Raw genomic sequence first — 15,036 nt, forward strand, 5'->3', positions numbered from 1 at the left:
GTCCTTGCCGTACTCGGCGACGGTCGCCAGCAGGAACGCCATCCCCGGCGTCGACGTCGCCGCACCTGGGGCGACGAAGAGATCCTTGTACGCAGGCTCGGCCAGGTCGTCGAGCGACTCCGGCGGCGTCAGTTTCTTCGCCGCGAACCACTCGGTGTCGATGTTGACGCACACGCTGCCGTTGTCGACCGGGGTGAGGAAGTGCTCCTCGTCGCCCGGGAGGTTGAACTCCTCGACCCCGGCCGGGATCGTCTCGGGCGTATAGGCCTCGAGCGCCCCCTGGTCGATCGCGCGGCTGGCGAAGGTGTTGTCCACGCCGAAGACCGCGTCGCCGTCGGGGTTACCGGTGTCCAAGGCGATCTTGGTGGTCATCTCGCCGCCGTCGCCGGCGTGCCGGATCTCGGCGGTGTAGCCGGTCTTCTCGGTGAACTCGGCCAGTACCTCCTTCGGCAGCGTGAAGCTGTCGTGGGTCAGCAGCACGACCGACTTGTCGTCGGAGCCGCTGGACGGCTTGGCGTCGGGCTCGTCGGACGCGCCCCCGCACGCGGACAGGAGGAGCGCCGAGATAGCGGTGGCAGCGATGGCAGGCGTACGCATGCGCATTTCTGACTCCCTTCGCCGGTGTCAACCGGAGCAGGTTCGGAGGGTCTGCGGCGCTGTTCGCCGCACTCTCAGGCCTCGCGGCCTCCCCTGTCTGTACCCACGAACACTACAGGTGGTCGAGCTTGTCGAGACCACCGCCCGTGTCACACTCCCCCCATGACCGACGTCGCCATCTCCTCCTTCGACGACCTCTCCCCCAAGACCGCGTACGCCCTGTGGCAGCTGCGCCAGCAGGTGTTCGTCGTCGAGCAGGACTGCCCGTACCTCGACCTGGACGGCCGCGACCTCGAGCCTGCGACGCGTCATGTGCTCATGAGCGACGGTGACCAGCTCGCCGGCACCGCCCGCATCCTGGACGACGGCGACGTGTGGCGCATCGGCCGAGTCGTCCTCTCCCCCGCCCACCGCAGCAAGGGCCTGGCCGACGTGCTCATGAAGGCCGCCATCGAGGCGGTCACCGACCGCGACATCGTCCTGGACGCTCAGTCGCCGCTGGCCGGCTGGTACGCCAAGCTCGGCTTCGTGAAGGACGGCGAGGAGTTCCTGGAGGACGGCATCCCGCACACCCCGATGCGGCTCAGGCGATAGCGGCGAAGAGCACGCTCGCCTCGGTCTCCTCGCGGGTCGCCTGACCGCGGGCAACCAGCAGTTCGAGGTGAGCCTTGGTCTCCATGACCGCGAGGCCGGCGTTGAAGTAGTCGAGCTCAGCGAAGGCGCGCTCGTGGCGGGTCCAGCCGAGGTCGTTGGCCACCTCCAGCGCCGAGCGCCGCCCGGCCTGCAGGGACGCCAGTGACTGGGCGAGCCGCGACTCGTGATGGGCCAGGAGCTCGTCGACACGGGTGTGCGACGACGAGGCGACCGGACCGTGGGCCGGGAGAAGCTGCAGGTCGGGCATGGACCTGACCTTGGTCAGCGACGCCATGAAGTCGCCCAGCGGGTCGACGACGGGCACCGGCTCGAAGCCGATCGACGGTGTGATCGTGGGCAGCACGTGGTCACCGGCGAACAGGACCGAGCCGGCCAGGTCCGCGTAGACGTAGTGGCCCTGGGTGTGCCCAGGGGTGTGCACGGCATCGACGTCCCTGCCGGCAACGGACAGGCGTACGTCGCCGTCGAGCCACTGGTCGGGCATCCGCCAGTGCGACAGGTCGGGCGCGGGCGGCGGGTTGGCAGCCCACTTCGCAGCCAGATCGTGGGCACCCGCGTAGGCCAGCAGCCGGTCGGTCGAGACCCAGCCGTCGAGATCGCCGTTGGTGAGCTCCAGAGTGGGCCGGTCACCGGCGCCGAGGAGCACGTCCGCGCCGAACTCCGCGCCCAGGACCGAGGCGAGCGTGTAGTGGTCACGGTGCACGTGGGTGACCAGGAACCGCCGGATGTCACCGAACTCGAAGCCGAGCTTCTTCAACCCAGCCGAGAGCGCAGAACGCCCCTCGGTGATCGCCCAGCCACCGTCGACGAGCGAGAGCCCGTCGTCACCTTCGAGGACATAGATGTTGACCGCCTTGAGCCCGTCCATCGGCAACGGGAGCGGGATCCGATGTACGCCGTCGGCGACCGTCCACGCGCCCGGAGCCGACCAGTGCTCCCCCGAGTCAGGCGAGATGGCGGTTGCTGTCGACTGACTCATCGGCTGATCGGTCTCCTTCGGGTCGACCTCTCCAGAGCCAGAGCAGACCCAGGATCGGCAACAGGGCAGGAACGAAACCGTATCCGCTCCCGAACCTCGACCATACCGATGCGTCCGGGAACCAGGACGGGACCGCCAGCGAGAGCGCCCCGACGACGACGACCCCGGCCAGCTCGATCCACAGCATGATCTTCGCGAACCCGGCCGAGCCGTTGGCCGCTCGGCGGATCGCGAACCAACCCGCGACGTAGGTCGCCGCGGCGACCACCGAGAGCGTGTAGGCGATCGGGGCCTCGTCGAACCGGGTGAAGATCTGCACCAGTGACCGGGCACCTGCGGCGAGCGCGAAGATCGCGTAAACGGTGAGCAGCACCAGGTGCGGACCGGAACGGGTCTTGGCGGTCGACGTCGTGCTCACCGAACCATCATGACGCGTACGGCCACGACCCCGGTCGCCAGGGCCGCCGCCGCGATCACCCCGGAGGACCACGTCGAGCGGTCCTCGCGCATCGTTTGCAGCGCCAGCGGCATCAGGCAGACCAGCGCCCCGAGATAGCCGAGAAAGGTCGACAGGGACTCCGGCTTGCGGCCGGCAGACCAGGCCGCCAGCCCGCCCACCGCGAGCACGACCGCCAGGATCTCGAGCATCCACGCCACCTGGTCGAGCCACTTCGGCCGGGGCGCCCTCAGCACCACGCCGAGAGCGGCCGCGATCGTGACGAACGCGGCATACCCGGCCACGATAAATCCGATCAGAGTCACGGCATCCACATGCCAATATTCTCCGATGACCTCCACATCGCCCGATCCGGGGCTCGTCGCCCGCCTCCGCGCCGCGGGCTGCGTCTTCGCCGAGGACGAGGCAGCCCTGCTCGAGGGCGAACCGGTCTCAGCGCAGGACCGAGAAGCGATGGTCGTACGCCGCCTCGCCGGCGAGCCGCTGGAGCTGATCCTGGGGTGGGCCGAGTTCGACGGCCTGCGGATAAAGGTGGCCCCAGGAGTATTCGTCCCCCGCCAACGCTCAAAGCTGTTGGTCAACCTGGCGTCGTGTGCTGCCAAACGTGCGCTCCAGCGCACCCCTGGCAGCACACCCCGGGTTGTGGATGTTGGGTGCGGCACCGGAGCACTGGGCGCCGCGATCGCGGCGCGCGTCCCGGCCGCGGAAGTCTGGGCCACGGACATCGATCCGGCGGCGGTCGAGTGCGCTCGGAGGAATCTTGCTCCGGACGGGGGTCTCGACAAGCTCGACCACCGGAGCCCCCGGGTTCTGCTCGGGGACCTCTTCGACCCGCTGCCCCGCGACCTGGTCTTCGACGTGATCGTGGCCAACGCTCCGTACGTCCCGAGCGACCAGATCCAGAACATGCCGCCGGAGGCACGCGACCACGAGCACCATGTGGCACTCGACGGCGGGGCGGACGGGCTCGACATCCAGCGCCGCGTGATCGAGCAGGCGCCGAAGCATCTCGCGCCCGGCGGCGTACTCATCATCGAGACCGGCTTCGAGCAGGCCCCGGTGACCGCCGATCTCATGCGGGCGCATGGGCTCGTCGCGGAGATCCACCACGACGAGGACCTCTACGCGACGGCCGTGACGGGCCTGAAAAGCGAGGCGTCCCTCTGATTGCACACCACCCCCGCGGTGTGCATTCAGAGGGACCGCCACCGGGCTGATGAATCCCCCCGGATCAACCACCAGCCTTGGTGCGTGAGGTCGTCCACCCCCCACCGGTGGACGACCTTCACGCCGATGAAACGGGCCACCGGCGGATTCATGACGCGGGTCGGGAAGAATTTTTCCGAGAATCCCGTCAGACTTCCGATATGCAGGCATACGGTCTGGCCCACCTGGTGCCGTTGTCCCTGCTCACAGCCGGGATCGTGGCTGTCGTCTGGCTGGGCGGACGACAGCGAGCCGACGCGAAGCCGTCGAGATTCTCGCGAGGATTCGCGCTCGCGATCCCACTCACGACCATCCCGCTGCAGGCCCACGAATGGGTCACCGACTTCGACCTCTTCATCGATCTGCCGATCCACCTGTGCGACCTGGCGTGGATGGCGGCCGCGGTCGCGCTGTGGACCCACCACGCCTATCCGACCGCGCTGACCTGCTTCTGGGGTCTCACGCTGACCACGCAAGGTGTCTTCACCCCGGACGTGATGGACTTCCCGGACGTCAGCTACTTCACCTTCTGGGGCCAGCACCTGGTGATCGTGCTCGCCGCGGTCTACCTGGTCTTCGGGCTCAAGCTGCTCCCGCGGTGGCGCGACTACGGCTGGGCGGTCGCGACGACAGCGGCATGGGCCGCCGCGGCGTACGTCCTCAATCTCGTCATCGACGCCAACTACGGCTACCTACGCCACAAGCCGGAGTCGGCCTCGATGCTCGACCTGCTCGGTCCGTGGCCGGTCTACATCCTCAACGAGATCCTGCTCGTCGCGGGGATCTGGGCGTTGATCACGCTCGGCCTGAGGACGTGGGCGCGTCAGGACGGGTCGACGAGGACACCGGTGCGCTCGTAGTCGGCGAGCGCGGCGGCGTACGGCGTCAGGTCGATGCCCTTCTCAGCCACCCACGCGTCGTCGTAGTAGGAGGAGCGGTAGCGCTCGCCGGAGTCGCACAGCAACGAGACGACGCTGCCTTCCTCGCCGGCGTCCACCATCTCGCGTACGACCCCCAGCGATGCCCACACGTTGGTGCCCGTCGAGGGGCCGACCGAGCGGCCCATCCGGACCGAGAGCCAGCGCATCGTCGCGATCGACGCGGCGTCGGGGACCTGGACCATGTCGTCGACGACACCGCCGACGAAGGACGGCTCGACCCGGGGGCGCCCGATCCCCTCGATCCGCGACGGCATCCCGGTGGCGTAGTCGGAGGTGTCCGTCTCCCAACCGCCGTAGAAGGCGGAGTTCTCCGGGTCGGCGACCATCAGCTTGGTGCAGTGGCGCCGGTAGTGGAGGTAGCGGCCGATCGTCGCCGAGGTGCCGCCGGTGCCTGCGGAGACGACGATCCAGGTCGGCACCGGGTGTCGCTCCTGGGACATCTGGTCGAAGATCGACTCGGCGATGTTGTTGTTGCCGCGCCAGTCGGTGGCGCGCTCGGCGTAGGTGAACTGGTCCATGTAGTGGCCGTCGCACTCGCCGGCGAGTCGCTCGGCCTCCGCGTACATGTCGGGGGCCTTGTCGACGAAATGGCAGCGGCCGCCGTGCCACTCGATCAGGCGCACTTTCTCCGCCGAGGTCGAGCGCGGCATCACCGCGACGAACGGCAGCCCGAGCAGGCCGGCGAAGTAGGCCTCGGAGACCGCGGTGGATCCCGAGGATGCCTCCACGACCGTCGAGCCCTCGTGGAGCCAGCCGTTGCAGATCGCGTAGAGGAACAGCGACCTGGCGAGGCGGTGCTTCAGCGAGCCCGTGGGGTGGACGGACTCGTCCTTCAGATAGAGGTCGACCCCGCCGCTCGCACCGTCTCGAACCGGCAGCGGGACGACGTGCAGGTGGGTGTCGGCCGAGCGCTGAGCGTCGGCCTCGACGCGGCGTACGGCTTCGTCGATCCAGGCGCGGTGGGAGTCAGAGAGGCGAGGCACCGCCCGAGCGTAACTCCACCCTGGTCCACCGCCGACATGTGCCGTGGGCCACAATGAAAGACCTGATCACGATCGGGTCCGGCAGTGAAGTTGCCCACAAGTTAGACCGATCTAAGGACCCCGATTAACCATTGCGGCCTCAAAAGCGAGACAAAAGACCTGTGGACGAACCTCTTGACGTAGTGCTGATCGGCGGCGGCATCATGAGCGCCACCCTGGGCGTGCTCCTCCAGGAGCTGGAGCCCAGCTGGTCCATCAAGATGATCGAGCGGCTCGACTCGCTCGCCGTGGAGTCGTCCGGCCCATGGAACAACGCCGGCACCGGTCACTCCGCCCTGTGCGAGCTCAACTACAGCCCGCAGCGGCCCGATGGTTCGGTCGACATCTCCAAGGCCGTCGGCGTCAACGAGCAGTTCCAGCTCTCCCGGCAGCTGTGGTCCTTCCTGGTCGAGAGTGGCCGCATCCCGGACCCGGACAAGTTCATCCACACCGTCCCGCACATGTCCTTCGTGTGGGGTGCGGACAACGTCGAATACCTGCGCAAGCGCTACGAGGCGCTCAAGGACCACGCGCTCTTCCCCGGGATGGAGTTCTCCACCGACCCCGAGGTCATCCGGGGCTGGGCCCCGCTGCTGCTCGAGGGCCGCTCGGCCAAGTCGCTCGCCGAGGAGCCCGTCGCGGCCACCTGGACCAACGCCGGCACCGACGTCGACTTCGGCTCGCTCACCTCGATCCTGACCCGCACCCTCGTGGACAAGGGCGCCGACCTGGAGACCGGCTCCGAGGTCACCGGCCTGCACCAGACCATGGACGGCTTCTGGCACATCTACGGCCGCAACGAGTCCGGGAAGTACCACCTGCGCTCGCGGTTCGTCTTCGTCGGCGCGGGTGGCTACGCCCTGCCGCTGCTGCAGAAGGCCTCGATCCCGGAGATCCGCGGCTTCGGCGGTTTCCCGGTCTCCGGTGAGTTCCTGCGCACCTCCAAGCCCGAGCTCGTCGCCCAGCACCGCGCCAAGGCCTACGGCAAAGCTGCCGTCGGCGCCCCGCCGATGTCGGTGCCCCACCTCGACACCCGTCACGTCGAGGGCAAGACCCACCTGATGTTCGGTCCGTACGCCGGGTGGAGCCCGCGCTTCCTCAAGTCCGGTTCGCTCACCGACCTGTTCCTCTCGGTCCGCCCCCACAACCTGGTGCCGATGCTGCGCGCCGGGCTGACCAACATGGACCTCACCGTCTACCTGGTCAAGGAGCTGCTGCGCTCGCCGAGCAAGAAGTTCGACGACCTGCAGGACTTCTTCCCCGCCGCCGACCGCAAGGACTGGGAGCGAATCATCGCCGGCCAGCGGGTGCAGGTCATCCGCCCCGACGGTGTGCTCCAGTTCGGCACCGAGGTCATCACTGCCGAGGACGGCACCATCGCCGGCCTTCTCGGCGCCTCCCCCGGCGCCTCGACCGCCCCTGGGATCATGGTCAACGTCCTGCGCCGCTGCTTCCCCGCCCGCTGGGACTCCTGGCAGCCCCAGCTCAAGACGATGATCCCGGCCACCGGCCCCGAGCTGAGCGCCAACCCCGAGCTCGCCGCCGAGACCTTCGAGCGTACGGACCGCCAGCTCAACCTCGGCTGACCCCCCGCCCTGCCGAAGGGTCAGCCCCGTCGGCCGAGACGTCACTTAGGTCGGCCGAGTTGGCAACCCAATGCCCACTCGAGCGACGGGAGTGACGCTTCGACCGACGGGAGTGACGTCTCGGCCGACGCGGGTGACTACTCGGGAGTGAGATGGGCGGCTACGGCGGCGGCCTGGTTCCGGATCTCGGGGATGGCGGTGGCCTCGTAGAGCGCGCCCTTGCAGGGCGGGCCGACGGTCAGAAGACCAGGTACGACCCGGCCGTCCGCCCCGATGACGTTGCCGTCCTCGGTGACGTCGATGCCGAGACGGAGGGGGTCGGGGGCGATCAGGCCGCGCTTCTGGAGCGCGAGCAGGAGGGGGTTGTCGGTGCGGGTGATGTCGGGTGAGGGACCGGTGCAGTTGATCGCCGCGGTCACCTCGTGGTCGCCGTCGGCCAGGGAGACGACCGGCCGTTCGGCGGCGTCCGTCCGGCAGCCGAGCACTCCACCGCCGAGGATCTTCAGACGTCCCTCGGCCTGATAGGCCTTCAGGAGGGCGGCGATGCGCGGGGCCATGCGGTGGCGGCGTACCTCCCACTCGCGGGCGTAGAGATCGCGGAAGCGGCGGCGCTCCACCTCGGGCAGGCGGCGCCAGATCGACTGGGTCGGGCCGCGGAGACCGTCGATGACGGCACGCCAGTCGACGCCGAGGACGGTCGCGTGCTCGATCTGCTCGCGTACGAGCGCGGCGACGCCGTCGGCGGTCAGCGGGCCGTCGGGGACCGGGGTCACCCAGGAGGTGAACTGGTCGTCGACATGGGGGCTCGGCACCAGGCCGTGGCGACTCACCATGATCACCCGGCGGGCCGGGGAGTCGTCGAGAAGCGTGACCGTCGTGTCGATGGCGGTGAGGCCGGTGCCGACGACGAGGACGGTCGCATCCTCCGGCAGGCCACTGATCCGGGCCACGTCCCACGGGTCCGAGAGGTTCCACGACGCCTCAGGCAGTCCGGCCAGCGGCTGGGGCGGCGGGTTGCCATAGGCGAGCACGACGGCATCCGCTGCATGGCCCCCGTCGTCGCTGGTCAGCACCCGAAATCCCGGACCGATCGGCGCGACGTCGAGCACCGTCTCGCCGACCGTCTCCAGCGTCCCCGGACCGGCCTCGGCGGCCTGAGCGAGCCGGTCGCGCAGATAGCGCGAGTAGTCGCGACGGGGCAGGAAGTCGGTCGGGCCGAGCTCGACGCCGGCCGCTGCAGCCCAGTCGAGCAGGTCGTCACGATCGTCGGGGAAACCCGACATGTTGTTGGCCCGGACGTTGAGGAGATGACGGCCGTCGGTCGTCGAGTAGGCGACCCCGTACCCGGCCTCGCCTCGGGACTCGAACAGCGTGACCGATGCGCCCCGGCGGAGCAGGTTGATCGCGGTCAGCGTGCCGCTCGCTCCTCCTCCGACGATCGCCACCGCGAGGCTGGAGGTCGATTCGGGAGGCGCGGCGTCTGTCGTCACCCAGACACCCTATCCGCGCTGATCCCGGCTTGTACTGCGGGCGACCTAGACCGCAAATAAGTATTTGCAAACAAACATTTGCGATCTATCGTGGAGCGATGAACGAGCCGACGATCATCCCCAGCCTGGACCAGCTGAAGGCCCTCACCCATCCCGCCCGAACTCGCATGCTCGGCATCCTGCGCGTCAACGGTCCAGCGACGGCGACGATGTTGGCGGCCCGGCTCGGCATCAACAGCGGCGCGACCTCCTACCACCTCCGGCAGCTGGCCCAGCACGGGTTCATCGTCGACGACGAGGAACGCGGCAACGGGCGAGAGCGCTGGTGGACGGCGGCCCATCGGATGACCCAGACCGATGGCGACCAGCTCCCCGACAACGAGGACGCACGAGAGGCGTACGACGCCTACCTGCAGGTCGTGGTCTCCAACTACGCGGAGATCATTCAGCGTTCGGTCGAAGAGCGCGCGATGCTGCCCGACGAGTGGCGCGAGACGACGACGTACAGCGACTGGGTCACGCGCCTCACGCCGGCGAAGGCGATCGAGGCGCGAGAGCGCATCATGGCCTTGCTCAGCGAGCTCGAAGACGACCCGGACGGTGAGCCATTCACCTTCCAGCTCAACGCCTTTCCACTGCCGGGTCAGCTCGGCGGGGATCCGGAGGCGGACTGAGGATGCGGCTCCCCCTCTACGGCTGGCTCGCCGCCGAGACCATCTCCCTGGTCGGCACCCGCATCTCGATGCTGGCGCTGCCCTGGTTCGTGCTCGAGACGACCGGCAGTCCCACCAAGGCCGGCCTGATCGCGCTCTTCGAGCTGACGCCGCTGGTGCTCAGCAAGATCTTCGGCGGCCCGATCATCGACCGCATCGGCCCACGCCGGGTCGCGATCTCCTGCGACCTCGGCTCGGCTGTCGTGATCGGCCTCATCCCTCTTCTGTACGCAGCAGACCTGCTGCACTTCCCGATCCTGCTGCTCTTCGTCGCCCTCGCCGGCACGCTGCGCGGCCCCGGTGACGCCGCGAAGTCGGCGATGATCCCGCAGCTCGTCGAGGCAGCCGGCGTGCCGACGGAGCGGGTGACCGGGCTCTACTCGTTCGTCGAGCGCACCGCCTCGATGCTCGGCGCCGCGGCGGCGGGTCTGCTGATCGGCCTGGTCGGGGCGACCAACGCGATCGTGATCGACGCCGCCACGTTCGCTGTCGGCGCCCTGGTGCTCGCCGCGACGACCGCCGGGTTGACCCGGGTCCGGATCCCTGAGACCGCGGAGCACCCCGAGCCCACCAAGGAAACGGCTTCCTACGGCGCCCAGCTCGCCGAGGGATGGCAGTTCCTCCGCCGCGATCGGGTGCTCATGGGCATCGCATTCATGGTCGCGCTCACCAATCTGATCGACCTCGCCTGGGCCAGCGTGCTGATGCCCGTGTGGGGCCAGGAGCACGCCGGCCCCGAGACGATCGGCCTGCTGTTCGCCACCTTCTCCGGTTTCTCCGCGGTGGGATCGGCGGTGGCGGCGGCCATCGGCAACCGGATGCGCCGCTACCCGACGTACCTGGTCTGCTTCCTCATCGCCGGGATTCCGCGGTTCCTGGTGATCGCCTTCGGGGCGCCGCTGTGGGTCGTGTTCGTGGTCTTCGCGATCGGCGGGACCGCCAGCGGGTTCATCAACCCGATCCTCGGAGCGCTCCAGTTCGAGCGGATCCCAGCGCACGTGCTCGGCCGGGTGATGTCGCTCATCTCCGCGTTCGCCTGGGGTCTGATGCCGCTAGGCGGTCTCCTCGGCGGCACCCTGGTGTCCACCGTCGGCCTGACCACCGCGCTCGTGACCTGCGGCGTCATCTATTTCGCGGTCACGATGTTCCCGGCGATCGACCCGACCTGGAAGCAGATAGAGCGGCGCCCCGAAGACGTGCCCGTACCCCTACGCACGTAGGGGTACGAATAGCTCCACGGAGTGACTCCCTCGAGGGTCTTTGTCCGCAAACCTTCCCGCATGACACCGCAGAGAGTCCTCCCGAGAACCGTCAGGCTGGCGGGCATCGCCTGGGCGGGCGCAGTTGCCGCCGGCGTGATCGAATCCGCACTCGCCATGATCCGAATCGCTTCCGAGGGCACCATCGGTCCCGGTGACTGGCTCGGCCTCGGCATCCGCGTGGCCGTCTACGTGGTGGCGGCCGCGCTCATCGCCGGCCTCGTGCGCGGCTCCCGGATGGCACGAATCGCACTGACGGGCCTTTTGAGTGTGCTGGGCCTGGCTTCCCTCGTCGTCCCAGCGGCCATGGACGTCGCGGGCGGCGCCACCGTCGCCGCCGCGCTCGGAGGTGGCGGACTCCTCGGAGGCGCATTCCTCGCGGTGCGGGTCATCCACGTACTGCTCGTGATCGTTGCGACGGTCGCGATGTACACGCCGACGGCGAACGCCTACTTCCAGCGGTCTAGCAGGCTTCCCGCAGTCGCGGGATCCTAGGAATCCCACCGAGCCGCTTGTTGTAGCGGACGTGGTCGGCGTAGCCCTCGAGCAGCGTCCACAGCGCCTTGTGCGCCGGCCACGGGATGGCCTCACCGGGGAAAGCCCAGGTCGAGCCGAAGCCGATCCAGACCGGGACCCAGTCCTTGGCGCAGTCCCAATCGCCCCGCTTCGACATCAGCAGCCGGTGACGCACCTGGAACGCGAGCCGTTGACCGTCCTTCACGATCGGCGCCGCACACACCCGCCACAGCGGCATGTCGAGCGACATCAGCTCGATCTCGATGTCGCCGAGAAAGCGCGGATCCACCAGGACCGTAGCGACGTTCTCGTGCGGGCGCCTCATACAGATCACGCTAGCGCCGAGCACCGACATCCGGTGGCCGATCCGCCAGGAGCGAACATCGGGGCCGATTCGCCACCCCGCCGGACAGAACGTACGTGTCGGGCCTATCATCCTCCCCAGTCTCGATCGGGCAGGGAGGCCCGAGTGGAGGATCGAGAAAGGACCGACGTTGGCACCCTCGCGGCAGCCCAGAACGGGCGAAGAGGCCGAGAAGTACGCCGCGGAGCATCTGCATTCCCTCGGCTGGCCCGACGCCGCACCCTCGGGCAGCACCGCGGCCGCGGACGTCGACATCATCGGCGGCCGGCCAGACAAGGTCGTCGTCGCGCAGGTGATGCTCACCCGCACCCCGACCGAGGCGCGCAGCGTCTGTGCCGCCCGCGGCGCGGGCTACGCCTACGACGCCCGGACGGTCGCGCTGTTCAGCCGGGCCGGTTTCACCACCGACGCGGTCGAGTGGGCCGACAAGGTCCGGGTGGCGCTCTTCGAGTTCGCCGCGGACGGCTCGATCCGTCCGCACGGGAAGCACGCGGCCGAGCTGGTCACGACCGCCACCGCACCGGCGCCGTCCCTCGGCCGAGCGCCCGAGCCGGCCCCCGGCCGCCACGTCGACCCCACGCGCACCGGCAGCTTCAACTTCACCGGGAAGATCCCCTCGGTCAGGCCCCGCCGCAAGGCTGCTGACAAGGTCCCCGAGAAGGTCCCCGAGAAGGTCCCCGAGAAGGACACGGTGAAGGTTGCCGCGGAGGTCGCTACGGCGATCGCGCCCGACCCGGCCCCGAAGGTCGCGGAGAAGATCGCCGGCCCGACGACCGGCCAGGTCCCTGCGTACTCCACCATGAGCATCCCCAAGGCCCCGACACCGCCGGCCGACGAACGCTGGGTCCCGGACGGGCTCGGTCCGATCCTGGACGCGATCGACCGGGCGGCGCAGCTCCCCGTCGTGCTCGTCCTGGGCTCCGACCAGCGGGCCGAGTGGGTGCGGCAGACCTTCCAGGTCGGCACGATCACGGTCACCGACGAGAGCGTGCTCCCGATGCTGCTCTCCCTGGTGACGGACCGGGAGTCGCAGTACGCCAGCGGCGAGTCCTATCACAAGGTCGACGGCCTCAAGCCGCAGGGCGAGCGGGCGCTGGAGTCCTGGCGGGCCTGGGAGGCCTACGACCGCGCGATGGCCATCTACCGCCGCGCGGTCTGACCCCTCAGCAGTAGCCGAGCATCTCCTCGGGCCTGCCTGCGAGGTATTACCGATCGGTGACGGATGTGCCGATCTCTGCCACCCGGTCAGCAGCACTGGCAGAGTGAAGGCATGACTGCGCTGGACATGGGACAGACCCCCCTCGCAGAGGTCGGGGTCATCGGCGGAACCGGGCTGTATGAGTTCTTGAGCGATGCCCAGGAGGTGAAGGTCGAGACCCCCTACGGCGCTCCCTCCGCGCCGGTCACGGTGGGCACCGTCGCTGGCCGGTCGGTGGCCTTCGTGCCGCGCCACGGCCGCTCGCACGAGTACCCGCCGCACGCCATCCCCTACCGCGCCAACCTCTGGGCGCTGAGGTCTCTCGGCGTGACCCAGGTGCTCTCCCCCAGCGCCGTCGGCGGTCTCCGGCCCGATGCCGTCGCCACGGGTGACCTGGTGACCCCCGACCAGCTGGTCGACCGCACCTGGCGGCGGATCCCCAGCTACGTGGAGACCGGCGCCACCCACGTGCCCCTGGCCGACCCCTACTGCGCGCGGATCGCCAAGGCGTACGTGGCCGCCGACCCGTCGGTGAAGACCGGTGGCACGCTCATCGTGATCGAGGGTCCGCGGTTCTCGACCCGAGCTGAGTCGGTCCACCATGCTGCCCGGGGCTGGACGCTGGTCGGCATGACCGGCGCCCCGGAGGCGGCGCTCGCCCGCGAGCTGCGGATGTGCTACGCGCCGTTGTGCCTGGTCACCGACATGGACGCGGGCGCTGCCGAGGGCGAAGGCGTCGACGAGGACGACGTCTATGCGCTCTTCGCGGCCAACCTGGAGCGGATGCGCACCATCCTGGCCGACACGATCGACGGCCTGCCCGACCCCGCCGGCTGCCCCTGCTCGACCTGGGCCGAGGGCAAGACCCTCGCCTACGAGATCCCATGAGGGTCCTGCTCACCGGGTCCGCCGGATTCATCGGCACGGCGATCGGCCGGGTGCTCGAAGATGCCGGCCATGAGGTCGTACGCGTCGACGTGCTGCTGCCGATGGCTCACGGCGAGGCGGCCGAGGCGCCGCCAGGGACGCACCTTCTCGACGTACGCGACGCTGGCGGCTGGGGCGACCTGCTGGACGGCATCGACGCTGTCTGTCACCAGGCCGCCGTGGTCGGTGCCGGGGTGACCGTGGCCGATCTCCCGCTGTACGCCGCGCACAACGACCTCGGCACTGCCGCCCTCCTGGCCGCGATGAGCGCCCATCAGGTCTCCCGGCTGGTGCTCGCCTCGTCGATGGTCGTCTACGGCGAGGGCCGCTATGCCTGCCCGACCCACGGCGACCGCGTCCCGCCGCCGCGCTCGCGGGCCGCGCTCGACTCCGGCGACTTCGAGAACCACTGCGACCTCTGCGGCGGCGCACTGGCCTGGGCCGCGGTGGCCGAGTCCGCCCGGCTCGACCCGCGCAGCTCGTACGCCGCCAGCAAGGTCGCCCAGGAGCACTACGCCGCCGCCTGGGCGCGTCAGGCCGACGCGACGGCGATCGCGCTGCGCTACCACAACGTCTACGGACCGCACATGCCCGCGGACACGCCCTACTCCGGGGTCGCCGCCATCTTCCGGTCCTCCCTCGAGCGGGGCGAGGCGCCTCAGGTGTTCGAGGACGGCGGCCAGCAGCGCGACTTCGTCCACGTCGACGACGTGGCTCGCGCCAACCTGGCGGCACTGGAGGCGACCTCCGAGCGGTCACCCGGGAGCCTGGCGGCCTACAACGTCGCCTCGGGTCACCCCATCAGGATCAGCGAGGTGGCGGCGCTGGTCGCGCGCGGCACCGGCCAGTCCGAGTTGGCGCCGGTGGTCACCGGCCGCTATCGCATCGGCGACGTACGCCATGTGGTCGCCTCGCCACTGCTGGCTGAGAAGGAGCTCGGCTTCCGCGCCGAGACCCTGCCGGAGGTCGGCCTGCCGGCCTTCGCCACCGCCCCGCTGCGGTCCTGACTGAGACGTCGAGTCGGCTCGTTATAACGAGCCGACTCGGCGACGATCTCGGTCAGGTCGAGAGTTAGGGAGTGGGTGGGGGGGGGGAATAGTGTGGTGGGTTTGGTGTTGTTATAGGTG

At 69.4% G+C, this 15,036-nt stretch carries 17 protein-coding genes and 1 riboswitch; of the genes, 10 read left to right on the top strand and 7 right to left on the bottom strand.

The genetic code is table 11. From position 1 onward, the window contains the following. Positions 1-597, bottom strand: a 597-nt coding sequence (locus tag ABZZ22_RS25480) for a thiamine ABC transporter substrate-binding protein (RefSeq protein WP_354937805.1), incomplete at its 3' end; no start/stop codon positions are given. Beyond that, a riboswitch (TPP riboswitch) is annotated at positions 594-702 on the bottom strand. Its footprint overlaps the gene before it by 4 nt. A gap of 57 nt (positions 703-759) precedes the next feature. On the opposite strand from ABZZ22_RS25480, the gene ABZZ22_RS25485 reads away from it, so the two are divergent. Next, positions 760-1,191, top strand: a complete 432-nt coding sequence (locus ABZZ22_RS25485) for a GNAT family N-acetyltransferase (RefSeq protein WP_354937808.1) — start codon at positions 760-762, stop codon at positions 1,189-1,191. On the opposite strand, the gene ABZZ22_RS25490 is transcribed toward ABZZ22_RS25485, so the two are convergent. The 3 genes from ABZZ22_RS25490 to ABZZ22_RS25500 are packed head-to-tail and all read right to left on the bottom strand — an operon-like array spanning position 1,181 to position 3,001. Then, positions 1,181-2,230, bottom strand: coding sequence for an MBL fold metallo-hydrolase (locus ABZZ22_RS25490; RefSeq protein WP_354937811.1), 1,050 nt, complete (start codon positions 2,228-2,230; stop codon positions 1,181-1,183). The genes ABZZ22_RS25485 and ABZZ22_RS25490 overlap by 11 nt on opposite strands. Further along, a complete protein-coding gene (locus ABZZ22_RS25495; RefSeq protein WP_354937814.1) occupies positions 2,196-2,648 on the bottom strand; it encodes a hypothetical protein in 453 nt (150 codons plus the stop codon). The genes ABZZ22_RS25490 and ABZZ22_RS25495 overlap by 35 nt, the downstream gene beginning before the upstream one ends. Continuing rightward, on the bottom strand, positions 2,645-3,001 hold the full coding sequence (locus ABZZ22_RS25500) for a hypothetical protein (protein WP_354937817.1): 357 nt from the start codon (positions 2,999-3,001) through the stop codon (positions 2,645-2,647). The genes ABZZ22_RS25495 and ABZZ22_RS25500 overlap by 4 nt, the downstream gene beginning before the upstream one ends. A gap of 16 nt (positions 3,002-3,017) precedes the next feature. Here ABZZ22_RS25500 and ABZZ22_RS25505 point away from each other — a divergent pair, with 16 nt between their 5' ends. Together ABZZ22_RS25505 and ABZZ22_RS25510 are read left to right on the top strand one after the other, a co-directional pair. Next, the gene (locus ABZZ22_RS25505; protein ID WP_354937820.1) at positions 3,018-3,854 is read left to right on the top strand and encodes a putative protein N(5)-glutamine methyltransferase; all 837 of its coding nucleotides are present in this window, start codon (positions 3,018-3,020) and stop codon (positions 3,852-3,854) included. A 200-nt stretch (positions 3,855-4,054) separates the two neighbouring features. Continuing rightward, a complete protein-coding gene (locus ABZZ22_RS25510; protein WP_354937823.1) occupies positions 4,055-4,753 on the top strand; it encodes a TIGR02206 family membrane protein in 699 nt (232 codons plus the stop codon). Here the strand turns inward: ABZZ22_RS25510 and ABZZ22_RS25515 are convergent. Further along, entirely contained in the window at positions 4,717-5,817 is a 1,101-nt protein-coding gene (locus tag ABZZ22_RS25515; RefSeq protein WP_354937826.1) for a PLP-dependent cysteine synthase family protein, read from the bottom strand. The two genes, ABZZ22_RS25510 and ABZZ22_RS25515, sit on opposite strands and share 37 nt — an antisense overlap. A gap of 161 nt (positions 5,818-5,978) precedes the next feature. Between ABZZ22_RS25515 and mqo the strand changes: the two genes are divergently transcribed. Next, on the top strand, positions 5,979-7,442 hold the full coding sequence (gene mqo / locus ABZZ22_RS25520) for a malate dehydrogenase (quinone) (protein ID WP_354937829.1): 1,464 nt from the start codon (positions 5,979-5,981) through the stop codon (positions 7,440-7,442). Between the two features lie 137 nt (positions 7,443-7,579). Here the strand turns inward: mqo and ABZZ22_RS25525 are convergent, their stop codons facing one another. Next, the gene (locus ABZZ22_RS25525) at positions 7,580-8,932 is read right to left on the bottom strand and encodes an FAD/NAD(P)-binding protein (protein ID WP_354937832.1); all 1,353 of its coding nucleotides are present in this window, start codon (positions 8,930-8,932) and stop codon (positions 7,580-7,582) included. A 98-nt stretch (positions 8,933-9,030) separates the two neighbouring features. Between ABZZ22_RS25525 and ABZZ22_RS25530 the strand changes: the two genes are divergently transcribed. The 3 genes from ABZZ22_RS25530 to ABZZ22_RS25540 are packed head-to-tail and all read left to right on the top strand — an operon-like array spanning position 9,031 to position 11,399. After that, positions 9,031-9,606 (top strand): helix-turn-helix domain-containing protein, encoded by a 576-nt coding sequence (locus tag ABZZ22_RS25530; protein ID WP_354937835.1) that lies wholly within the window; start codon positions 9,031-9,033, stop codon positions 9,604-9,606. Positions 9,607-9,608: 2 nt separating this feature from the next. Then, positions 9,609-10,865, top strand: a complete 1,257-nt coding sequence (locus tag ABZZ22_RS25535) for an MFS transporter (RefSeq protein ID WP_354937838.1) — start codon at positions 9,609-9,611, stop codon at positions 10,863-10,865. Positions 10,866-10,925: 60 nt separating this feature from the next. Beyond that, entirely contained in the window at positions 10,926-11,399 is a 474-nt protein-coding gene (locus ABZZ22_RS25540; RefSeq protein ID WP_354937841.1) for a hypothetical protein, read from the top strand. On the opposite strand, the gene ABZZ22_RS25545 is transcribed toward ABZZ22_RS25540, so the two are convergent. Beyond that, positions 11,368-11,745 (bottom strand): hypothetical protein, encoded by a 378-nt coding sequence (locus ABZZ22_RS25545; RefSeq protein WP_354937844.1) that lies wholly within the window; start codon positions 11,743-11,745, stop codon positions 11,368-11,370. The two genes, ABZZ22_RS25540 and ABZZ22_RS25545, sit on opposite strands and share 32 nt — an antisense overlap. Positions 11,746-11,914: 169 nt before the next feature. Between ABZZ22_RS25545 and ABZZ22_RS25550 the strand changes: the two genes are divergently transcribed. The 3 genes from ABZZ22_RS25550 to ABZZ22_RS25560 all read left to right on the top strand — a co-directional run bounded on the left by ABZZ22_RS25550 (position 11,915) and on the right by ABZZ22_RS25560 (position 14,916). After that, the gene (locus ABZZ22_RS25550; RefSeq protein ID WP_354937847.1) at positions 11,915-12,943 is read left to right on the top strand and encodes a hypothetical protein; all 1,029 of its coding nucleotides are present in this window, start codon (positions 11,915-11,917) and stop codon (positions 12,941-12,943) included. 111 nt (positions 12,944-13,054) lie between these two features. After that, positions 13,055-13,870, top strand: a complete 816-nt coding sequence (locus ABZZ22_RS25555; RefSeq protein ID WP_354937850.1) for an S-methyl-5'-thioadenosine phosphorylase — start codon at positions 13,055-13,057, stop codon at positions 13,868-13,870. Further along, positions 13,867-14,916: an NAD-dependent epimerase/dehydratase family protein gene (locus ABZZ22_RS25560; protein ID WP_354937853.1), complete on the top strand. Its 1,050-nt coding sequence runs from the start codon at positions 13,867-13,869 to the stop codon at positions 14,914-14,916. Before ABZZ22_RS25555 ends, ABZZ22_RS25560 begins: the two co-directional genes overlap by 4 nt. Positions 14,917-15,036: the final 120 nt, after the last annotated feature.

The sequence above is a fragment of the Nocardioides sp. NPDC006273 genome (assembly GCF_040613495.1).
In the GTDB taxonomy this organism is placed as follows: Bacteria; Actinomycetota; Actinomycetes; order Propionibacteriales; family Nocardioidaceae; genus Nocardioides.

Excerpts from the sequence above, each read along its gene's own strand:
- ABZZ22_RS25485 (WP_354937808.1), top strand. The coding sequence starts at position 760 with ATGACCGACGTCGCCATCTCCTCCTTCGACGACCTCTCCCCCAAGACC.
- ABZZ22_RS25490 (WP_354937811.1), bottom strand. The coding sequence starts at position 2,230 with ATGAGTCAGTCGACAGCAACCGCCATCTCGCCTGACTCGGGGGAGCAC.
- ABZZ22_RS25505 (WP_354937820.1), top strand. The coding sequence starts at position 3,018 with ATGACCTCCACATCGCCCGATCCGGGGCTCGTCGCCCGCCTCCGCGCC.
- ABZZ22_RS25510 (WP_354937823.1), top strand. The coding sequence starts at position 4,055 with ATGCAGGCATACGGTCTGGCCCACCTGGTGCCGTTGTCCCTGCTCACA.
- ABZZ22_RS25530 (WP_354937835.1), top strand. The coding sequence starts at position 9,031 with ATGAACGAGCCGACGATCATCCCCAGCCTGGACCAGCTGAAGGCCCTC.
- ABZZ22_RS25535 (WP_354937838.1), top strand. The coding sequence starts at position 9,609 with ATGCGGCTCCCCCTCTACGGCTGGCTCGCCGCCGAGACCATCTCCCTG.
- ABZZ22_RS25540 (WP_354937841.1), top strand. The coding sequence starts at position 10,926 with ATGACACCGCAGAGAGTCCTCCCGAGAACCGTCAGGCTGGCGGGCATC.
- ABZZ22_RS25545 (WP_354937844.1), bottom strand. The coding sequence starts at position 11,745 with ATGAGGCGCCCGCACGAGAACGTCGCTACGGTCCTGGTGGATCCGCGC.
- ABZZ22_RS25555 (WP_354937850.1), top strand. The coding sequence starts at position 13,055 with ATGACTGCGCTGGACATGGGACAGACCCCCCTCGCAGAGGTCGGGGTC.
- ABZZ22_RS25560 (WP_354937853.1), top strand. The coding sequence starts at position 13,867 with ATGAGGGTCCTGCTCACCGGGTCCGCCGGATTCATCGGCACGGCGATC.